Source organism: Hyphomicrobium album (assembly GCF_009708035.1).
Taxonomy (GTDB): Bacteria; Pseudomonadota; Alphaproteobacteria; order Rhizobiales; family Hyphomicrobiaceae; genus Hyphomicrobium_A; species Hyphomicrobium_A album.
On sequence record NZ_WMBQ01000001.1, the window covers coordinates 1,805,641 to 1,820,970 of the forward strand.

Consider the following 15,330-nt stretch of genomic DNA (forward strand, 5'->3'; position numbering starts at 1 on the left):
ACCCTGCTGCTTTGAACCACTCGGACCAGCATCCATCTGATGGTTCAGAGTCTATCCCAACTGCGGCGCCCCCAATATGTAGGGCGTGGCGCTTGGGGAAATAGTCAACTTCCGGGACGAGTTCTCCCCTGGAGAAGAACCGGCGGCGCGGCCCCATCGCTTCTAAGTCGCTAACAATCGGTGCCCACGAATGACAACGATCTTGGAAAAGCCGGAGGTGCGTCCGCGCAACCCGCAGTTCTCTTCCGGCCCGTGTACGAAGCCGCCAGGCTGGACGCCAGAGGTGCTTGCGCAAGCTCTTGTCGGGCGATCACACCGCGCGAAGGAAGGCAAGGCGCGACTAAAGTCTGCGCTTGACCAGACAAGGAGCTTGCTCGGCCTGCCGGCCGACTATCGCATCGCGATTGTCCCCGGGTCGGACACGGGCGCCTTCGAGATGGCGATGTGGTCGCTATTGGGGGCACGCGGTGTCGACGTGCTTGCATGGGAAAGCTTCGGACACGGCTGGGTAACCGACGTGGTGAAGCAATTGAAACTCAACGATGTGCGTGTGATGCACGCAGACTACGGCAGGCTGCCGGCTCTCGCACAGGTCGATTTCGAGCGCGACGTACTATTCACCTGGAACGGCACCACTTCGGGCGTCCGCGTGCCAAACGCGGATTGGATCCCTGACGACCGCCGCGGTCTCACGCTGGTCGATGCGACCTCGGCGATTTTCGCCCAGCCGATCGATTGGGCGAAGACAGATGTCGTCACCTATTCATGGCAGAAAGTCCTCGGCGGGGAAGCCGCACACGGCATGTTGATCCTAAGTCCGCGAGCGGTAGAACGCCTCGCGAGCTATGTGCCGCCCTGGCCGCTTCCGAAGCTCTTTCGCATGACAAAGGGCGGCGCGCTCGATCAGGCGATCTTTGAAGGCGAGACGATCAATACGCCGTCGATGCTCTGCGTCGAGGACTATCTCCATTGCCTGCACTGGGCGCGAAGCGTCGGCGGACTAAGCGGCCTCGCCGCGCGCGCCGATGCCAATGCGAGCGTCGTCTACGAGTGGATCGAGAGAACGCCTTGGATTGCCAATCTGGCCGTCGACCGCGCAACGTGGTCGAACACCTCCGTCTGTCTCAGGATCGTTGACCCGGACGTGACGGGGCTTGTCGACAAGGCGCAGGCGGCTTTCGCCAAGGATATCGCCGCCAGCCTCGAACGAGAAAAGGTCGCGTATGATATCGGGTCCTATCGGGATGCGCCGCCGGGGCTGCGGATTTGGACGGGAGCAACCGTTGAGACGGACGACCTGCGCGCGCTGATGCCATGGCTGGATTGGGCGTTTGCGACCGCGAAAGGACGGCTCAGCTCGGTGAGCTAGTCGCCATGCTACTCGGGTGCGCAATCAAGGGCCGTACCAGTCGAGCACGCGCACGGCGCGCAACGTGATCCAGCGGCTAGGCTTGCCTATTTCGGTCTCCACGTCGAACGCCAGCCGGCTACTGTGATCGGGGTGGATGCCGTCGAGCGGCCAGCGTCCATCTTCGTCGCGCCGCTGCTCCACCAGAGCCACCGCTTCCGCCATCCTCGGGTCGGGCTCACGCCCCACGGCACGGAAGTAGTCGAGGGCGCGCAGCACGTCGTAGTACCAGACCACCGGCCACGCAAAGCGCGTCCAGCGTTCGTTGATGACCGCACCGGATGACAGCGACCGCAGCAGACCGCGCTTTAAGAGGTATTCCTCGCCCCGCAGCCGAGCCTTCGATGTCGCGGGCGTTGCCCCGTTCGCCTGCTCGTAGGCCAGAAGTCCTTCGAGGACGCAGAGCGTGGAGTGGAACGATGAGCGCGTGCTGGGCGGCGCCTCGCAGTTCCAGCCGCCGTCTTCGAGCTGCTCGCTGAGAAGGCGCTCCAGCAGCTTGTCGACCGGGGCGCCGAAGTATGCGCCGGCAGCGATGATCCTGCCGTTGATGCACGCCTCCGTCTCACCGTCGAAAAAAGGCCGGCCGTCGAGCTGCCACCACTTGATGCGGTCCACGACGAGGTCGATTGCCGCGCGCACCTTCGCATCGGCCGGATCGGCGCCAAGCTCCCTCAGCAGGGCCAGCGCATCATTGGTCGTCATCCAGCCGTGTTCTTGCTCGTCCCCCCAGTGCCCGTCGGTTGTCTGCCTTTCGAGCAGTTCTGCGCCCCACCCGGCGCTGGCTACGCGCGCTCGCTCGGCGGTCACATCGCTCTCAGAGCCGCCGCTGATGTCACGCAGAACTTGCCAGCGGATCGCGGGATCTGCATCGAGCAGCCATGTCGTGATCGCATCCCTGCTCACCGTGTCTCCCCCCTATTTTGTCGCGCGCCATGCAGCCACCGGAATTGGGCAGGGCGGAGACATCGGCTCGACAAATGAATCGCATCGCCTCGCGCGGCTTTACCCTTCGTTCACCGTGGCTGGACGTGTGAAGCGGCGCAATAGTCCCGCGCACGGAAGCGTTCACCCCGTTGCGCTATGCCGGTCGGGTGCTTTTGAGCGACGAGGAAGCCCCGATGCCCGATCAGTCAGGAAGCTCCCGCAAGCTAACCGGTGGTTTTGACACCAACCTCGACTTCGACTTCGCCGATCCAGCCTGGGCGGCATTCGCCCGCTCGGCGGCCTGCAGCATCACGAGCTATACCGACCTCGATGTGCTGACGACGGGGCTACGCCAGCAGATGTTCGACTTCTCGTACCTGCCGTCATCCAACTGCTTCTTTCTGCGCGAAGCGCCGTATCGCGGCATCGTCAGCGCCATGACACCGATCACCAAGCGCGCCGCGCAAAGCAGCGTCTTCGTCGTCGCTAAGGAGAACCCGGCAACGAGTTGGCATCAGCTGCGCGGCAAACGGCTCGGGTACATCAACACCTACTGCACGACGAGCTACTTCTCGCCCTCGATTCTGCTGGCGCGCGAAGGTTTTGCGCTCAAGGACTTCTTCGATGCGTTCCCGGTTGCTGCCTGGCAGGGGCAGATCGATACGATGCTCAGCGGCGGCATCGACGCCACGATGGTCTATGAGGACGTTTGGCTAGCACAGCCGTCCAACGCCGAGCGCACCAAGGTGCTCGCCCGCCTCGACGGATTGCCGACACCGCCATTCATCGTCCACTCGAGTCTCGATGCCGCGGTCTGCGCGGAGCTGAAACAGACATTGCTCGGCCTGAAGCCGACGATCGAGGCAGGCACGCTCTACGCGGGCTTCGCCGACTATCAGGACGCGCGCATGCAGCGTTGGTTCGCCGATCTCGCCGCGCTGCCCGGCCTGGCGCGCGCCGCCTAGGGCAATCCCCACCGAACTGAAAAAGGGGCCGATGCAGGTGACTGCATCGGCCCCAAGTGCTCGCAAGCTTAGTACCCTTGGAGGAAGCGCTAAGGCAGCGAGAAGACCGTGAGCGAGCCGCCCAGTGCCGTGTACTGGGAAAGACCCGCGTAGCCGCCGACGGCGCCGAGACCGTCGGTTGGATTGGTGAGGCCCGCGGCGAGCCCGATGCCGGCCCAACCGCCGACGCCCGAGTAGACGCCGACGAACTGCTTTCCCTTGTGTGCGTAGGTGAAGACGTTGCCGATGATGCCGGACGGCGTGCGGAACCTGTACAGCTCCTTGCCCGTCTTCTGGTCGACCGCCTTCAGGTAGCCCTCGAGCGTGCCGTAGAAGGCGACGCCGCCGGCGGTGGCAAGGGCACCCGACCACACCGAGAACTTCTCCGGGTTCGACCAGACGATCTTCCCCTTCGAGGCGTCCCAGGCGATGAAGTTGCCGAGGTGCTTGTCGCCCTGCGGCGGATACATCGACAGCGTCGCTCCGACGTACGGCTGACCGGCGGTGTACTCCACCTTGAAGGGCTCGTAGTCCATGGCGACGTGGTTGGTCGGGACGTAGAACAGCTTGGTCAGCGGCGAGTAGGCAGCCGGCTGCTGATCCTTTGTGCCCAGCGCGGCCGGGACGACATTGGTCGTGTTGACGTCCTGACCATTGGCGAAGGTCGAGTACTTGGCGACGACCGTCGGTCGGCCGTAGCGCTCGCTCTTCGGGTCGAGATCGACGCCCGTCGACCAGTTGACGGCCGGATCGAACTTCTCGGCAACCAGCGGAATGCCACTCTGCCGATCGATCGTGTAGGCGAAACCGTTACGATCGAAGTGCACGAGCACGTTGTGCTTCTTGCCCTTCACATCGACGTCGTCGACGAGGATGGACTCGTTGATGCCGTCATAGTCCCACTCGTCGAACGGCGTGAGCTGGTAGGCCCAAGACGCGACGCCGGTGTCTGGATTGCGGGCGAAGATCGACATGGTCCACTTCTGGTCGATCGGCTTGCCGTCCGGTCCGGCGCGCTGCACCGGGTTCCAGGTCGAGGGATTGCCCGAGCCATAGTAGAAGAGGTCGATCTTCGGATCGTACGAGAACCAGCCCCACGTCGAGCCGCCGCCGATCTTCCACTGCTCGCCGTTCCAAGTCTTCAAGGAGGAATCCTTGCCGACGGGCTTGCCGAGCGATGTCGTCTTCTCGGGGTCGAACAGAATCTGGTCGTCCGGCCCCACCGAGTAGCCGCGCCAGGCGCGCGAACCGTCGGCGATGTTGTAGGCGGTCACGTAGCCCTGCACGCCGAACTCGGCGCCAGAGATGCCGACGATCACCTTGTCCTTGATGACGATGGGGGCATTGGTGCCGGTCTCGCCGCGCTTCACGTCGCCGTTGACGGACTTCCACGCCTCCCTGCCGGTCTTGGCGTCGAGCGCCACCAGCGAAGTATCCGCCTGATAAAGGAAGATCTTGCCGTCGGCATAGGCGAGGCCGCGGTTCACAGTATCGCAGCACATGATCGGGATGACGGCGGGATCCTGCTTCGGCTCGTACTTCCAGATGATCTTGTTCTCATCGTCGAGGTTCAGGGCGTAGACGATGTTGGGATACGGCGTGTGCACGTAGATCGTGTTGCCGATGACGAGCGGCGAGCCTTCGTGGCCGCGCAGCACGCCGGTCGAGAACGTCCAGGCGACCTTCAGGTCCTTGACGTTGCTGGTGTTGATCTGGTCGAGCTTGGAATAGCGTTGCAGCGAGTAATCGCCGCTTTGCGAGGCCCAATTGTTCGGGTCGCTCGTCAGTTTCAATACGTCGTCATTTGCCATCGCCGGGCTGCACAAAGCCATTGCGGCGAGTAGCGCGATAGGAACCGCACCACGCATTGCCTTTTCTCCTCCACTTACGGACTTACGTCCTTCAACCGAGACATTTTGTCGTCCTCGGCGGGAGGAATGAGAACATCAGCTCGGGCAAACGGCGAACGAAGATGATCTGCTAAACAATTCTGAATAAGCAAATCGACTTCTCGCGCCGCGCCCGAGCTGTGCCCACCGTCGTGCGCATCAGGTCTTGGCGTAGCGCCCCGCGCGGCGGCAGGACCACTTCATGATTTTCCAGCCGGGATGCTCGCCGACCCACTTCGCCATCTGTGGTGGCGCCTGCATCAAGCACTGCATCGGTGTGAGGTTCTCGCTGGAATACATGAGGCCGACATCGCGGCAGCTCTCGGGCTTGTCGACGAGACAGGCGAGAAGTACGAGTTCGATCATGTTGACACCTTCGTTGGATCAGCGGTCATCCAGGCGTCATCCCTTCGTTCGTTTCTCATTGGGGGCCTCGGCCCCGGTACTACGCAAGGCTAGTCGTCCCCAATGCCGCGGGGATAAACCCACCCTCGATGCGGGTGGGGCGGCAATTGCAGCGGCTATTCGGGAAGCGGTCTCGTCGATCAGCGGGCGCGCATACAGGGACAGCCCATCAGCGGCGTGCTGACGGGCAGGACCGAAACGATGGTGAGCGCGGCGATCGACATTTGCAGCTCTTCGGCGACGAATGAGCCACGACGCTAGGGCGCACCGTTGCGCCGCCAAACCAATTTGATCAGCAAACGTTATTCCTGGTGCTGAATAGGCCGTCCGAGCCCACCGCTAAGTGCGGCTACCACCTTCGGTAGCGACGCGAATCGCGGCACTAGAGGGGAAGGAGAAACGGGCGCAGGATAATCATGCGACATCTTGCATGGGCCATCATGCTGGCCAGCGCAGCTGCCTATCCCGCGCACGCGCAAGAGTCGGAAGCCGTCCGCTACGATTGGAGCGGCTTCTATATCGGCGCGCACCTCGGCGGCGGCTTGCAGCTCTCGGACGTCAACGACCCGTTCGGGCCGTCGATGTACGGCGACACGGTACGCACTCCTGGTCCGCTCGCCGGTGGCCAGGCTGGCTACAATTGGCAATTTGGCCAGACGCTCCTCGGCATCGAGGGCGAGCTCGGCTGGGCCGACTTCTTCGCCACGAACACGTGCCTCGCCTACTCGGGCTTCTACGTCAGCGCCAATTGCGAGGACGACACCAACGCGCTCGCCACCCTTGCCGCGCGCCTCGGTTGGATCGTCGGCACGGACGGCGGGACGCTACTGTACGGCAAGGCGGGCGGTGCCTGGTTGAACGGCGACTTGGAGGCCACGACCAACGGCGGCGCGGGGACCCCGACAACGTCGAGCGGAGATTCCCGCTTCGGGTGGATGCTGGGCGCCGGCGCCGAGCGCATGCTGTCGCGGCAGTGGTCGGTGAAGGCCGAGTACGACTACCTCAATTTCGGCAGCAGCAGCCTGACCACGCCGCAGGGATTCTTCCAGCCGGTGCCGAGCGGCAACCCCGCCGACATGGTGCAAACAGCCTCGACGGGTACGAACGTTTCGACGGATGCGCACCTGTTCAAGCTCGGCGTCAATTATCACCTCGGCGGCGGTGCGGGCGAGGTGATCGAAACGCCGGCGCTCCGGCCGATCATCGGCACGACGCTCGAGGTCGGCGCCCGCTACGTGTTCGGCTGGGGGCGCTTCCAGAAGGATCTCGGCATCCAGGGCGCGGGGCTGTCGTCACTCGCCTCGCGGCTCACCTATTCGGGCATGAACACCCAGGGCGGCGAGCTCTTCGCGCGGGCCGACCTGCCGAACGGCTTCATGGCCAAAGGCTTCATCGGCTCGGGCAACGGCGGAGGCAGCCTCAACGACGAGGACTGGGCGGTGCCGTTCGCGGTCTTCGTGCCCTATTCCAACACCTGGTCGAAGGTGGACGACTCGATCCGCTACGGCGTCATCGATGCCGGCTACGATGTCTGGCACGACCAGCTGGTGCGCGTGACGCCGTTCGTCGGCTACAGCCAGTTCCACCAGTACATGGAGGGCTTCGGCTGCGTCCAGATCGCCAACCCGAACTCCGACTGCGGCACGTCGATCCCGGTTTCGGTCGCGGTCATCTCCGAGGACGACACGTGGCATGCCCTGCGCCTCGGAATTGCCGCGGATCTGCAGATTGTGCCTGGCCTAACGCTAACGGCCGATGCCGCCTACCTCCCCTACGTTCGGATCAACGGCGTCGACGACCACCTTCTCCGTTCGCTCGTGTCACCGGAATGGGCAACCGGCACCGGAGCGCAATTGGAGCTCATTCTCGCCTACACCCTAACCGACCAGTTGAAGATCGGCGTCGGCGGTCGCTACTGGACCATGTGGACGGAGAGCGGCACGGTGGATTTCGGCGATAGCGGCACCTACGTACCGATGCGCTTTTCGGTCGAGCAGGCAGCGCTGCTCTTCCAAGGCTCGCTCAGCTTCGATAGCTCGCCCTGACGACCCGTATCCCGGACACTCCGCAACGCGAAATTAACGCGACTGACCGACCCTGCGCCTCTCTGCCGGCGTCGAAAATTGCCAATGCCGGCGTCATTTCCGGGAGCCAACATGGACAAGCTTTCGCGTCGCGATGTGCTCGTGGCGACGGCGGCTGGCGGACTGATCACCGCAGCCGCGACGGCGCAGGCAGCAACCTTCGGCAATCCCGACGAACCGCCGCAGGGCGCGATCAACACGCTCGACAATCCATCGAGCACGACGATCATCGGCCCGAATAACCCTGCATTGTCGGGACAGTTTCCCGGCGCGGTCTCCCCGCCGGCGACCGACGTCGGCTCGTTGCCGATGTTCTGGGCGTCCTTCAACAACGCTCCGCGCCGCATCCAGAACGGTGGCTGGGCGCGGCAGGTCACCCAGGAAGATTTTCAGATCTCGGAGTCCATCTCCGGCGTGAACATGCGCCTGACCCGCGGCGGCATCCGCGAGATGCACTGGCACGTGTTCGCCGAATGGGCATTCGTGACCAAGGGCGTGTGCCGCATCACCACCATCGATCAGGAGGGTCGCGCCAACGTCGAGGACGTGCGCGAGGGCGGCCTTTGGTACTTTCCCCCGGGGCTTCCGCACTCGCTGCAGGGCGTGGGCGAGGACGGCTGCGAGTTCGTCATCTGCTTCGACAACGGCAAGGCCTCGGAATTCGACACCCTGCTCCTGACCGAGTGGATGGCGCATACTCAGCCGGACGTTCTGGCGCTCAATTTCGGCGTACCAGCGGAGGCGTTCAGCAAGGTGCCGCTGACGGATCTCTATATTTTCCAAGGCAAGATGCCCGGCCCTATCGAGACAGATCGGCAGGAGGCCCAGGGCAACGCCGGCGTGCCGAAGCTGCGCTCGAGCTTCTCGCTCATCGACACGGCCCCCGTGAAGAAGACGCGCGGCGGCGAGGTTCGCATCGCCGACTCGAGCAATTTTGAAATTTCCAAGACGATCGCTGCGGCGCTGGTGCGCATCCACCCGAAGGGCATGCGCGAAATGCATTGGCACCCGAACGCCGACGAATGGTTGTACATCATCGAGGGAGAGGGCGAGCTGACGGTCTTCGAGACCGGCCCCAACGCGGTAACGCAGAATTTCAATGCGGGCGACATCGGCTACGTCAAGCGCTCGCAGGGCCACTACCTGCGCAATACGGGTCTCACCGACCTGGTCTATCTCGAGGTCTTCCGCGCCGCGCACTTTGCCGACGTATCGCTGTGTGAGTGGCTGACGCGCACGCCGCGCGCCATGGTCACGCAGACGCTGAAGGTCGACGCGGAGACAATTGGACGCTTTCCAGACGGTAAGCCGGTGATACTGCCCGTTTGATGGAGAGATGACGCGGCTCAGGCCGACGCCTTGCGCTCCATGCCCACAATGCCGACAGCGGGGTTGAAGAAGACGAGCGATGATACCGCCTGCGACTTGGCACGGTACATGGCCACGTCTGCGTGGCGCATGATCTTCTCGACAGTGTCCCCGTCCTTGGGAAAAAGCGCCGCGCCGACGGCGACGCCGATCGCATGGGACATTCCGCCGGCCTTCACGTTGTCGCGCAGGGCGGCGATGAAGCGGTCACCTATGGTGCGGGCGTCGGTCTCGTCCACGTCACGCGACAGCACCGCGAACTCATCGCCCCCGAGGCGGGCGAGAATATCGCTGCTGCGCGCCGCCCGGCGGAAGCGTGCGACGACCGCCTTCAGGACCTCGTCGCCCATAGCGTGTCCGTAGCGGTCGTTGACCCCCTTGAAGCCGTTGAGGTCGAGCAGAAACACGGCGTGCGACCTGCCCGGCACCGGGCTCACCTTGGTGGCGATATCGACGGCATCGAGCAGCACCCGACGGTTGGGCAAGCTGGTCAGCGGATCCTGCATCGCCAGAACGCGCAAGGCATGCATCTCCGATGCGAGCATCTCCGGGCTGAGAGTGTCGGTCGCAGCATCCCTCAGACGGCGGGAGATGAAGGTCCATACGCACGCGGCACCGACGCCGCCGAGCAGCACGGCTTCTGCAGGCGAGATCTCGCGGCTCGGATAGGCGAGCGAGGCGATGAAGGCGAAGATGTCGTAGTGCTGGGCCATGAGCACTGCGAAAAGCATGATCGCGGACAGCACGACGAAGTCGCGCAGGCTCGACCAGGGATGCTCGGCAATCGCTGCAAGAACAGTTCTTGGTCCGACCGGCTTCACGAAACGTCCCTCAGAGCAAAGAGCGCCGCAGACTAGCCGCGGCGCCCTTCAGGAAGCGTTAAGTGTATTGGTTGTCGGTGTGTTGCTGGATGATCCTTACACGGAAATCTTCGCGCGCGCGCCGGCGCGACCTAAGAAACTATTGCACCGATGCCGGTCGCCAACCCGCGGCGGCCGCTTCGGACTCGCTGCAGAACCAGCGCTCGCCCTTGGTGGCCTCGATCTTGACCTTCCCGTACCAGGGGCTCCACGGCATGTGATAGATGTGGCCGTGCTCGGTGACGTTGCCCTTGATCGCGCACCCCTGCGGCGCAGCCTGCTCGGCGCCGGCCCAACGCTTCTCGCGATAGACCCACGCGGGCTCGGCATCGCCCTGCCAGATGCCCACACGCTGCGTGCGCGCCGTGCCTTCCTGCTGAACATAGGTTTGCGAGTACTTCACGAACGCCCACGCATAGCCTTCGCGCACCATCTGCGCATTGATGTCGTTTCCGTCGACGAAGCAGATGCCGAGCATGCGCCCGTACTTGTCGTCGCCGCGGCTTTCGCAGTTTACGGAACGCTTGGCGACGAGCGCGGCCAGCCGGTCGGCAGCGGCAGAGCCGCACTTCCAGGAGCCGATCAAGCGACGGCCGCAGGTCTGACCCATCTCGGGGGCGTCAATGCCTTCAAGCCTAATGTGGCGGCCATCGATCTCGAGCGTGTCGCCGTCAATGACCCGCGCCCGGCCGCTCAATGCCCCATGCTCCGCGACGGAGCGGGCCGCGGTCTCGCGCGGCGGGATCACGGACAAGAGACCAAGCGCAACAACGCCAGCCAGCGCAGACGCCACCGGGCGGCGGTAGATCCACTTCTTCAGATACCTATTCATGCACGCGACGTTGACTGAGTCGCGTGGCTGACCCTCGGCTAAATCATGGAGCCGCTATACAACCGCGCACACAATTTCGCGCGACCGGAAACGCCAAGAGCGCCGCGGCAATCGCGACGCTCCTCGTTCAAATCACAAGGCTTCCTAGTCTCAGCGGCGGCGGAAGTTGCCGGGACCGCCAGGGCGCTGCGGCGGCGGTGGGCCGCCTCCGCCTGGACGAGTGTCCTTGTGGCGGAAGTTGATGCGCCCTTTGGTGAGATCGTACGGCGTCATCTCAATGGTGACTTTATCGCCGGCAAGGATGCGGATGCGGTTCTTCTTCATGCGTCCGGATGTGTAGGCGACAACCTCATGTCCGTTGTCGAGCTTGACGCGGCAGCGTGCATCGGGAAGCACCTCCACCACCACGCCTTCAAACTCGAGCATCTCTTCCTTCGCCATCAGGGTCCTTGCTGGGCGACGCAGCGGGCGCACTGGCCGCCCGGCATCGATGCCTAGAAAATGGTAGGGGAGCAGACGCGCCTGCTCCCCTTGAAGCGGAATGCTCCGCGGTTCTTACATCGGGCGCAGGTTGACTGCTGCGACCTTGCCGTTGCGACCAGTCTCGGTCTCGTAAGCGATCTTCTGTCCCTCACGAAGCGTCGAGAGACCAGCGCGCTCAACTGCCGAGATGTGCACGAAAACGTCGTTGCCGCCTTCATCCGGCTGGATGAAGCCGTAGCCCTTCTGGCCGTTGAACCACTTCACAGTGCCGTTTGCCATCAAGTCTCTCCAAAGCAATTAGGCAATCTCCTTCGGGCGAATGCCCTAGGACATCAAATCGCGCGATGGAGACGTCCAGTGTCGGAGTAAACCAAGGCGTGTTCGATCGGCCCTATATGGACCGCTCCATGCCGAAAGGCAAGGCGAGGATGGGGGTCTGTGGGACGACGTGATGGCCCCCTTACCGGTCCACCTATGTGGCGGTAAAGGCCCCTGATTCTCTTGACTTGCCGGCACATCGCGAAGAGCAAATCTCACTTCGCGAGGGCCTCGCGGCGCTCTCAGATCGCGGCAAATTTACGGCGTGTTGGAGAGGCAAGGCGCTGCCTCAAGAGCGGGCAGCTGAGCACCCCGCCCACCACATAAAAGAGCGCCAGGCGCGATGCGCCCGGCGCCCTGAGAGGTTGCAACGGCTGGGTTGCACGCCCCGCCGCCGTCACGGAATGGCAATCTAGCGATACATCGTAGCGTAGCCGCGAGAGTAGTCGGAGTTGCCGGACCCGTAACGCGAGCCATAGCCGCGCTCGTACGAGGCCTCACGCGCATATCGCTGGGAACGTCCATAGGAGCGCGGCTCGTAGTCGTAATCGCGCGCATAGCGCTCGTACCGCGAGCCGCCGCTCGACGCGGAGCGCCGGCTGCTGCTGCCGGTATTGCGGCTCGCATACTTGCGACCGCCTGCCAGCGAAACGAAGTGCTGGCCGACGTCGATGTGGATGTGGCTCATGTCGGGATACGTCATGGTGCCACCCGTCTTGTGATTGGCGACCAGCCAATCGATGATCGCACCCTTGCGGTTGCCGGCCTCGAAGTCCACGGCGTTGCCGCTGGCATGGCGCGAGATGCGGCCAGATCCGGCGATGCGCGCGCCCGGGCGGCATGTCGAGATCACCTTTACCGGTCCGAAGCGAGCCTCGACCTGGTCGAGCAGGTCGTGCACCGGCTTGGTCAGGCACTTGCGAGGCGCGCCCTTGTCGTCGGCGACGCGAGGGACATTCTTCGCCTCGGGGCGCCCCCAGTTTGGTGCCTGTGCCGGCTCGCCGTAAGTCCGACCGTCGAAACCGTAGTAGGGCTTTGCCGCCTGCACGGATGTGGCAGAGAAAATGAGCGCAACGCCGATCGTTGCGGTTGAGAGCCGCTTGATCATGATCACTCCTGGATTTGTAGAGAGACTTCGGGGCGGCTATCGAGCGCTTGCCCCATTCCAAATTCGCAGCTCGGTCTGCATCGACGGCCGCACACAGCCAGCCGTCGAGTTCACGAGCCTACGCAGATCCCCGGAGACCGCCTCGCCTGTCCGTCGAGCGCCTTTGCCACGATCATCACGACGATGACCAAGCCGGGTTGAGACGCAGTCTGCCACGCCATGTGGTGACAATGGGGCGTGGTTAACCTGGTGCGGCGATGCGCCGTATGCGTCTTGAAAAGCGATGAGGCGCCGGATTGTGCAACCGGCGCCTCAGCAAAGTGCTTGCGTGTTGCCGTCCTAGCGCAGGTACGGGCAAACACGCTCCTCGCCGTAGCGATTGATATACGTGCCGGAGCGTGGATCGAAGCCGCGGAAGTCGCGGGCGCAGCGGCGCATATCGCGATCATCCGCGCGGCCTTCGCTAATCGCGGCCGCAATCAGTGCGCCGGCGACGATGCCGCCGAACAAGGCTCCCGGACCCCAGCCGCGGCGCCCGACCAATGTTACGCCGGTGTCACTGCTTTTGATCGCCTGCATTCCGATCGGTGCCGCAACGGCAGACGCAAGCGGCAGCGCCGACACCAACAGCGACGCGCACACGACCGATCCGACCATCGATTTCATTCGTGTCACGATGTGCTCCTTTCCCACCACGCGAAGTTCGCGTTGAGCACGTGATTTCATGCACCGATGGCATGCAGGCGGCGATACCGGGGCGATGGCGTGGCCAGCGGCGTGAAATGTCGACGTTCGCTGGCGATTGAGCGCGCGCGTCCATTGCCGAGCGCGACGCCTCAGTTCTCGTCCATCTTCAAGGCGGCGATGAAGGCTTCCTGGGGAATGTCGACGCTGCCGAACTGGCGCATCTTTTTCTTACCCTTCTTCTGCTTCTCGAGCAGCTTGCGCTTTCTCGTGATGTCGCCGCCGTAGCACTTGGCGATCACGTCCTTGCGCAGTGCGCTAATGGTTTCGCGCGCAATGACCTTGCCGCCGATGGCTGCCTGAATCGGGATCTTGAAAAGGTGAGGTCGAATAAGTTCTTTGAGCTTCTCGCACATGGATCGCCCGCGGCTTTCCGCGCGGGTGCGATGCACGATCATCGACAGCGCATCGACCGGCTCCTCGTTGACCAGGACCGAAAGCTTCACGAGCTCGTTCTCCTCGTAGCCTTTGATCTGGTAGTCGAACGAGGCATAGCCTTTGCTGATCGACTTCAGGCGATCGTAGAAATCGAACACGACCTCGTTCAGCGGCAGCTCGTAGACGAGCATGGCGCGGTTGCCTGCGTAGGTGAGATCCTTCTGCCGCCCGCGCCGGTCCTGGCAAAGCTTCAGGATGCCGCCGAGATACTCGTCCGGCACCATGATCGTCGCTTTGATCCACGGCTCCTCGATGCGCTCGATGCGCGTCGTATCCGGCATGTCCGCCGGATTGTGCATCTCGAGCATCGTGCCGTCGGTGAGGTAGATGTTGTAGATAACGCTCGGCGCGGTGGTGATGAGGTCGAGATTGAACTCGCGCTCGAGCCGCTCGGTGATGATCTCGAGATGCAGTAGCCCGAGAAAGCCGCAACGGAAACCGAGGCCGAGCGCAGCCGAAGTCTCCATCTCGAAGGAGAAGCTCGCATCGTTGAGGCGCAGTCTGCCCATGGCGTCGCGCAAGTCGGCGAAGTCGGCCGCATCGACCGGGAACAGTCCGCAGAAGACGACCGGTTGCGCCGGCTTGAAGCCAGGCAGCGGCTCCGTAGTCGGGTTGCGCGCATCGGTGACCGTATCGCCGACGCGCGTGTCGGCCACTTCCTTGATGGCGGCGGTGAAGAAGCCGACCTCACCGGGACCCAGCGCGTCCATCATCTGCTGCTTGGGACGAAACACGCCGACGCGCTCGATCTGATAGCTGGCGTCAGTCGACATGAGCGTGATCTTCTGGCCTTTGCGCAGCATGCCGTCGATGATGCGCACGAGCACGACGACGCCGAGATAGGCGTCGTACCAACTGTCGATCAGCAGCGCCTTGAGCGTTTTGTCGGGATTGCCGACGGGCGGCGGCAGGCGCTCGACGATCGCCTCGAGCACTGCCTCGACGTTGAGACCGGTCTTGGCCGAGATCGGAATGGCGTCGGACGCATCGAGGCCGATGACGTCCTCGATCTGCTGCTTGACACGCTCGCTGTCTGCGGCGGGTAGGTCGACCTTGTTGAGGACGGGAAGGATGTCGAGGTTGTTGTCGAGCGCCTGATAGACGTTGGCGAGCGTCTGCGCCTCGACGCCTTGCGAGGCATCGACGACGAGGATCGCGCCCTCGCAGGCAGCGAGGCAGCGCGACACCTCGTAGGCGAAGTCGACGTGTCCCGGCGTGTCCATCAGGTTGAGCTGATAGGTCTTGCCGTCCTTGGCCTTGTAGTCGAGGCGCACGGTCTGCGCCTTGATGGTGATCCCGCGCTCCCGCTCGATGTCCATCGAGTCGAGGATCTGCTCCTTCATTTCGCGGTCGGCCACGTTCCCGCACAGCTGGATCAGCCGATCCGAGAGGGTCGACTTTCCGTGGTCGATATGGGCGATGATGGAGAAATTGCGGATCAGGGAGGTATCGGTCATGGCGCGGT

At 63.4% G+C, this 15,330-nt stretch carries 14 protein-coding genes; 4 read left to right on the plus strand and 10 right to left on the minus strand.

The genetic code is table 11. From position 1 onward, the window contains the following. Positions 1–190 precede the first annotated feature (190 nt). The gene (locus GIW81_RS08650; protein WP_154738832.1) at positions 191–1,369 is read left to right on the plus strand and encodes a phosphoserine transaminase; all 1,179 of its coding nucleotides are present in this window, start codon (positions 191–193) and stop codon (positions 1,367–1,369) included. Positions 1,370–1,393: 24 nt separating this feature from the next. Here GIW81_RS08650 and GIW81_RS08655 read toward each other — a convergent pair whose 3' ends face one another. Next, positions 1,394–2,311: a prenyltransferase/squalene oxidase repeat-containing protein gene (locus GIW81_RS08655; RefSeq protein ID WP_324614938.1), complete on the minus strand. Its 918-nt coding sequence runs from the start codon at positions 2,309–2,311 to the stop codon at positions 1,394–1,396. A 215-nt stretch (positions 2,312–2,526) separates the two neighbouring features. On the opposite strand from GIW81_RS08655, the gene GIW81_RS08660 reads away from it, so the two are divergent. Continuing rightward, positions 2,527–3,297, plus strand: a complete 771-nt coding sequence (locus GIW81_RS08660; RefSeq protein WP_154738833.1) for a phosphate/phosphite/phosphonate ABC transporter substrate-binding protein — start codon at positions 2,527–2,529, stop codon at positions 3,295–3,297. An 89-nt stretch (positions 3,298–3,386) separates the two neighbouring features. On the opposite strand, the gene GIW81_RS08665 is transcribed toward GIW81_RS08660, so the two are convergent. Both GIW81_RS08665 and GIW81_RS08670 read right to left on the minus strand, forming a co-directional pair. Further along, complete coding sequence (locus tag GIW81_RS08665; RefSeq protein WP_407658170.1) at positions 3,387–5,147, minus strand: methanol/ethanol family PQQ-dependent dehydrogenase; 1,761 nt, start codon at positions 5,145–5,147, stop codon at positions 3,387–3,389. A gap of 237 nt (positions 5,148–5,384) precedes the next feature. Next, positions 5,385–5,591, minus strand: a complete 207-nt coding sequence (locus GIW81_RS08670) for a hypothetical protein (protein WP_154738835.1) — start codon at positions 5,589–5,591, stop codon at positions 5,385–5,387. 455 nt (positions 5,592–6,046) lie between these two features. Between GIW81_RS08670 and GIW81_RS08675 the strand changes: the two genes are divergently transcribed. Then, positions 6,047–7,675: an outer membrane beta-barrel protein gene (locus tag GIW81_RS08675; RefSeq protein ID WP_154738836.1), complete on the plus strand. Its 1,629-nt coding sequence runs from the start codon at positions 6,047–6,049 to the stop codon at positions 7,673–7,675. Between the two features lie 111 nt (positions 7,676–7,786). Further along, complete coding sequence (locus tag GIW81_RS08680; RefSeq protein WP_154738837.1) at positions 7,787–9,043, plus strand: cupin domain-containing protein; 1,257 nt, start codon at positions 7,787–7,789, stop codon at positions 9,041–9,043. 17 nt (positions 9,044–9,060) lie between these two features. On the opposite strand, the gene GIW81_RS19355 is transcribed toward GIW81_RS08680, so the two are convergent. From GIW81_RS19355 to lepA, 7 genes are all read right to left on the minus strand, one after another. After that, entirely contained in the window at positions 9,061–9,903 is an 843-nt protein-coding gene (locus GIW81_RS19355; protein WP_154738838.1) for a diguanylate cyclase domain-containing protein, read from the minus strand. 139 nt (positions 9,904–10,042) lie between these two features. Next, a complete protein-coding gene (locus tag GIW81_RS08690) occupies positions 10,043–10,774 on the minus strand; it encodes a thermonuclease family protein (protein ID WP_154738839.1) in 732 nt (243 codons plus the stop codon). Positions 10,775–10,924: 150 nt separating this feature from the next. Next, positions 10,925–11,215: a translation initiation factor IF-1 gene (gene infA / locus GIW81_RS08695; RefSeq protein ID WP_154738840.1), complete on the minus strand. Its 291-nt coding sequence runs from the start codon at positions 11,213–11,215 to the stop codon at positions 10,925–10,927. Positions 11,216–11,329: 114 nt separating this feature from the next. Next, positions 11,330–11,536 (minus strand): cold-shock protein, encoded by a 207-nt coding sequence (locus GIW81_RS08700; protein ID WP_154738841.1) that lies wholly within the window; start codon positions 11,534–11,536, stop codon positions 11,330–11,332. Between the two features lie 451 nt (positions 11,537–11,987). Next, entirely contained in the window at positions 11,988–12,683 is a 696-nt protein-coding gene (locus GIW81_RS08705) for a D-Ala-D-Ala carboxypeptidase family metallohydrolase (protein WP_154738842.1), read from the minus strand. A gap of 339 nt (positions 12,684–13,022) precedes the next feature. After that, complete coding sequence (locus GIW81_RS08710; RefSeq protein WP_229309120.1) at positions 13,023–13,409, minus strand: BA14K family protein; 387 nt, start codon at positions 13,407–13,409, stop codon at positions 13,023–13,025. 110 nt (positions 13,410–13,519) lie between these two features. Next, on the minus strand, positions 13,520–15,322 hold the full coding sequence (gene lepA, locus GIW81_RS08715; protein WP_154738843.1) for a translation elongation factor 4: 1,803 nt from the start codon (positions 15,320–15,322) through the stop codon (positions 13,520–13,522). Positions 15,323–15,330 lie beyond the last annotated feature (8 nt).

What these genes read in the sequence shown, in the direction of transcription:
- GIW81_RS08660 (WP_154738833.1), top strand. Translation starts at nt 2,527, where the DNA reads ATGCCCGATCAGTCAGGAAGCTCCCGCAAGCTAACCGGTGGTTTTGAC.
- GIW81_RS08680 (WP_154738837.1), top strand. Translation starts at nt 7,787, where the DNA reads ATGGACAAGCTTTCGCGTCGCGATGTGCTCGTGGCGACGGCGGCTGGC.
- GIW81_RS08690 (WP_154738839.1), bottom strand. Translation starts at nt 10,774, where the DNA reads ATGAATAGGTATCTGAAGAAGTGGATCTACCGCCGCCCGGTGGCGTCT.
- infA (WP_154738840.1), bottom strand. Translation starts at nt 11,215, where the DNA reads ATGGCGAAGGAAGAGATGCTCGAGTTTGAAGGCGTGGTGGTGGAGGTG.
- GIW81_RS08705 (WP_154738842.1), bottom strand. Translation starts at nt 12,683, where the DNA reads ATGATCAAGCGGCTCTCAACCGCAACGATCGGCGTTGCGCTCATTTTC.
- GIW81_RS08650 (WP_154738832.1), top strand. Translation starts at nt 191, where the DNA reads ATGACAACGATCTTGGAAAAGCCGGAGGTGCGTCCGCGCAACCCGCAG.
- GIW81_RS08675 (WP_154738836.1), top strand. Translation starts at nt 6,047, where the DNA reads ATGCGACATCTTGCATGGGCCATCATGCTGGCCAGCGCAGCTGCCTAT.
- GIW81_RS08710 (WP_229309120.1), bottom strand. Translation starts at nt 13,409, where the DNA reads ATGAAATCACGTGCTCAACGCGAACTTCGCGTGGTGGGAAAGGAGCAC.
- GIW81_RS08700 (WP_154738841.1), bottom strand. Translation starts at nt 11,536, where the DNA reads ATGGCAAACGGCACTGTGAAGTGGTTCAACGGCCAGAAGGGCTACGGC.
- GIW81_RS08665 (WP_407658170.1), bottom strand. Translation starts at nt 5,147, where the DNA reads ATGGCAAATGACGACGTATTGAAACTGACGAGCGACCCGAACAATTGG.
- GIW81_RS08670 (WP_154738835.1), bottom strand. Translation starts at nt 5,591, where the DNA reads ATGATCGAACTCGTACTTCTCGCCTGTCTCGTCGACAAGCCCGAGAGC.
- lepA (WP_154738843.1), bottom strand. Translation starts at nt 15,322, where the DNA reads ATGACCGATACCTCCCTGATCCGCAATTTCTCCATCATCGCCCATATC.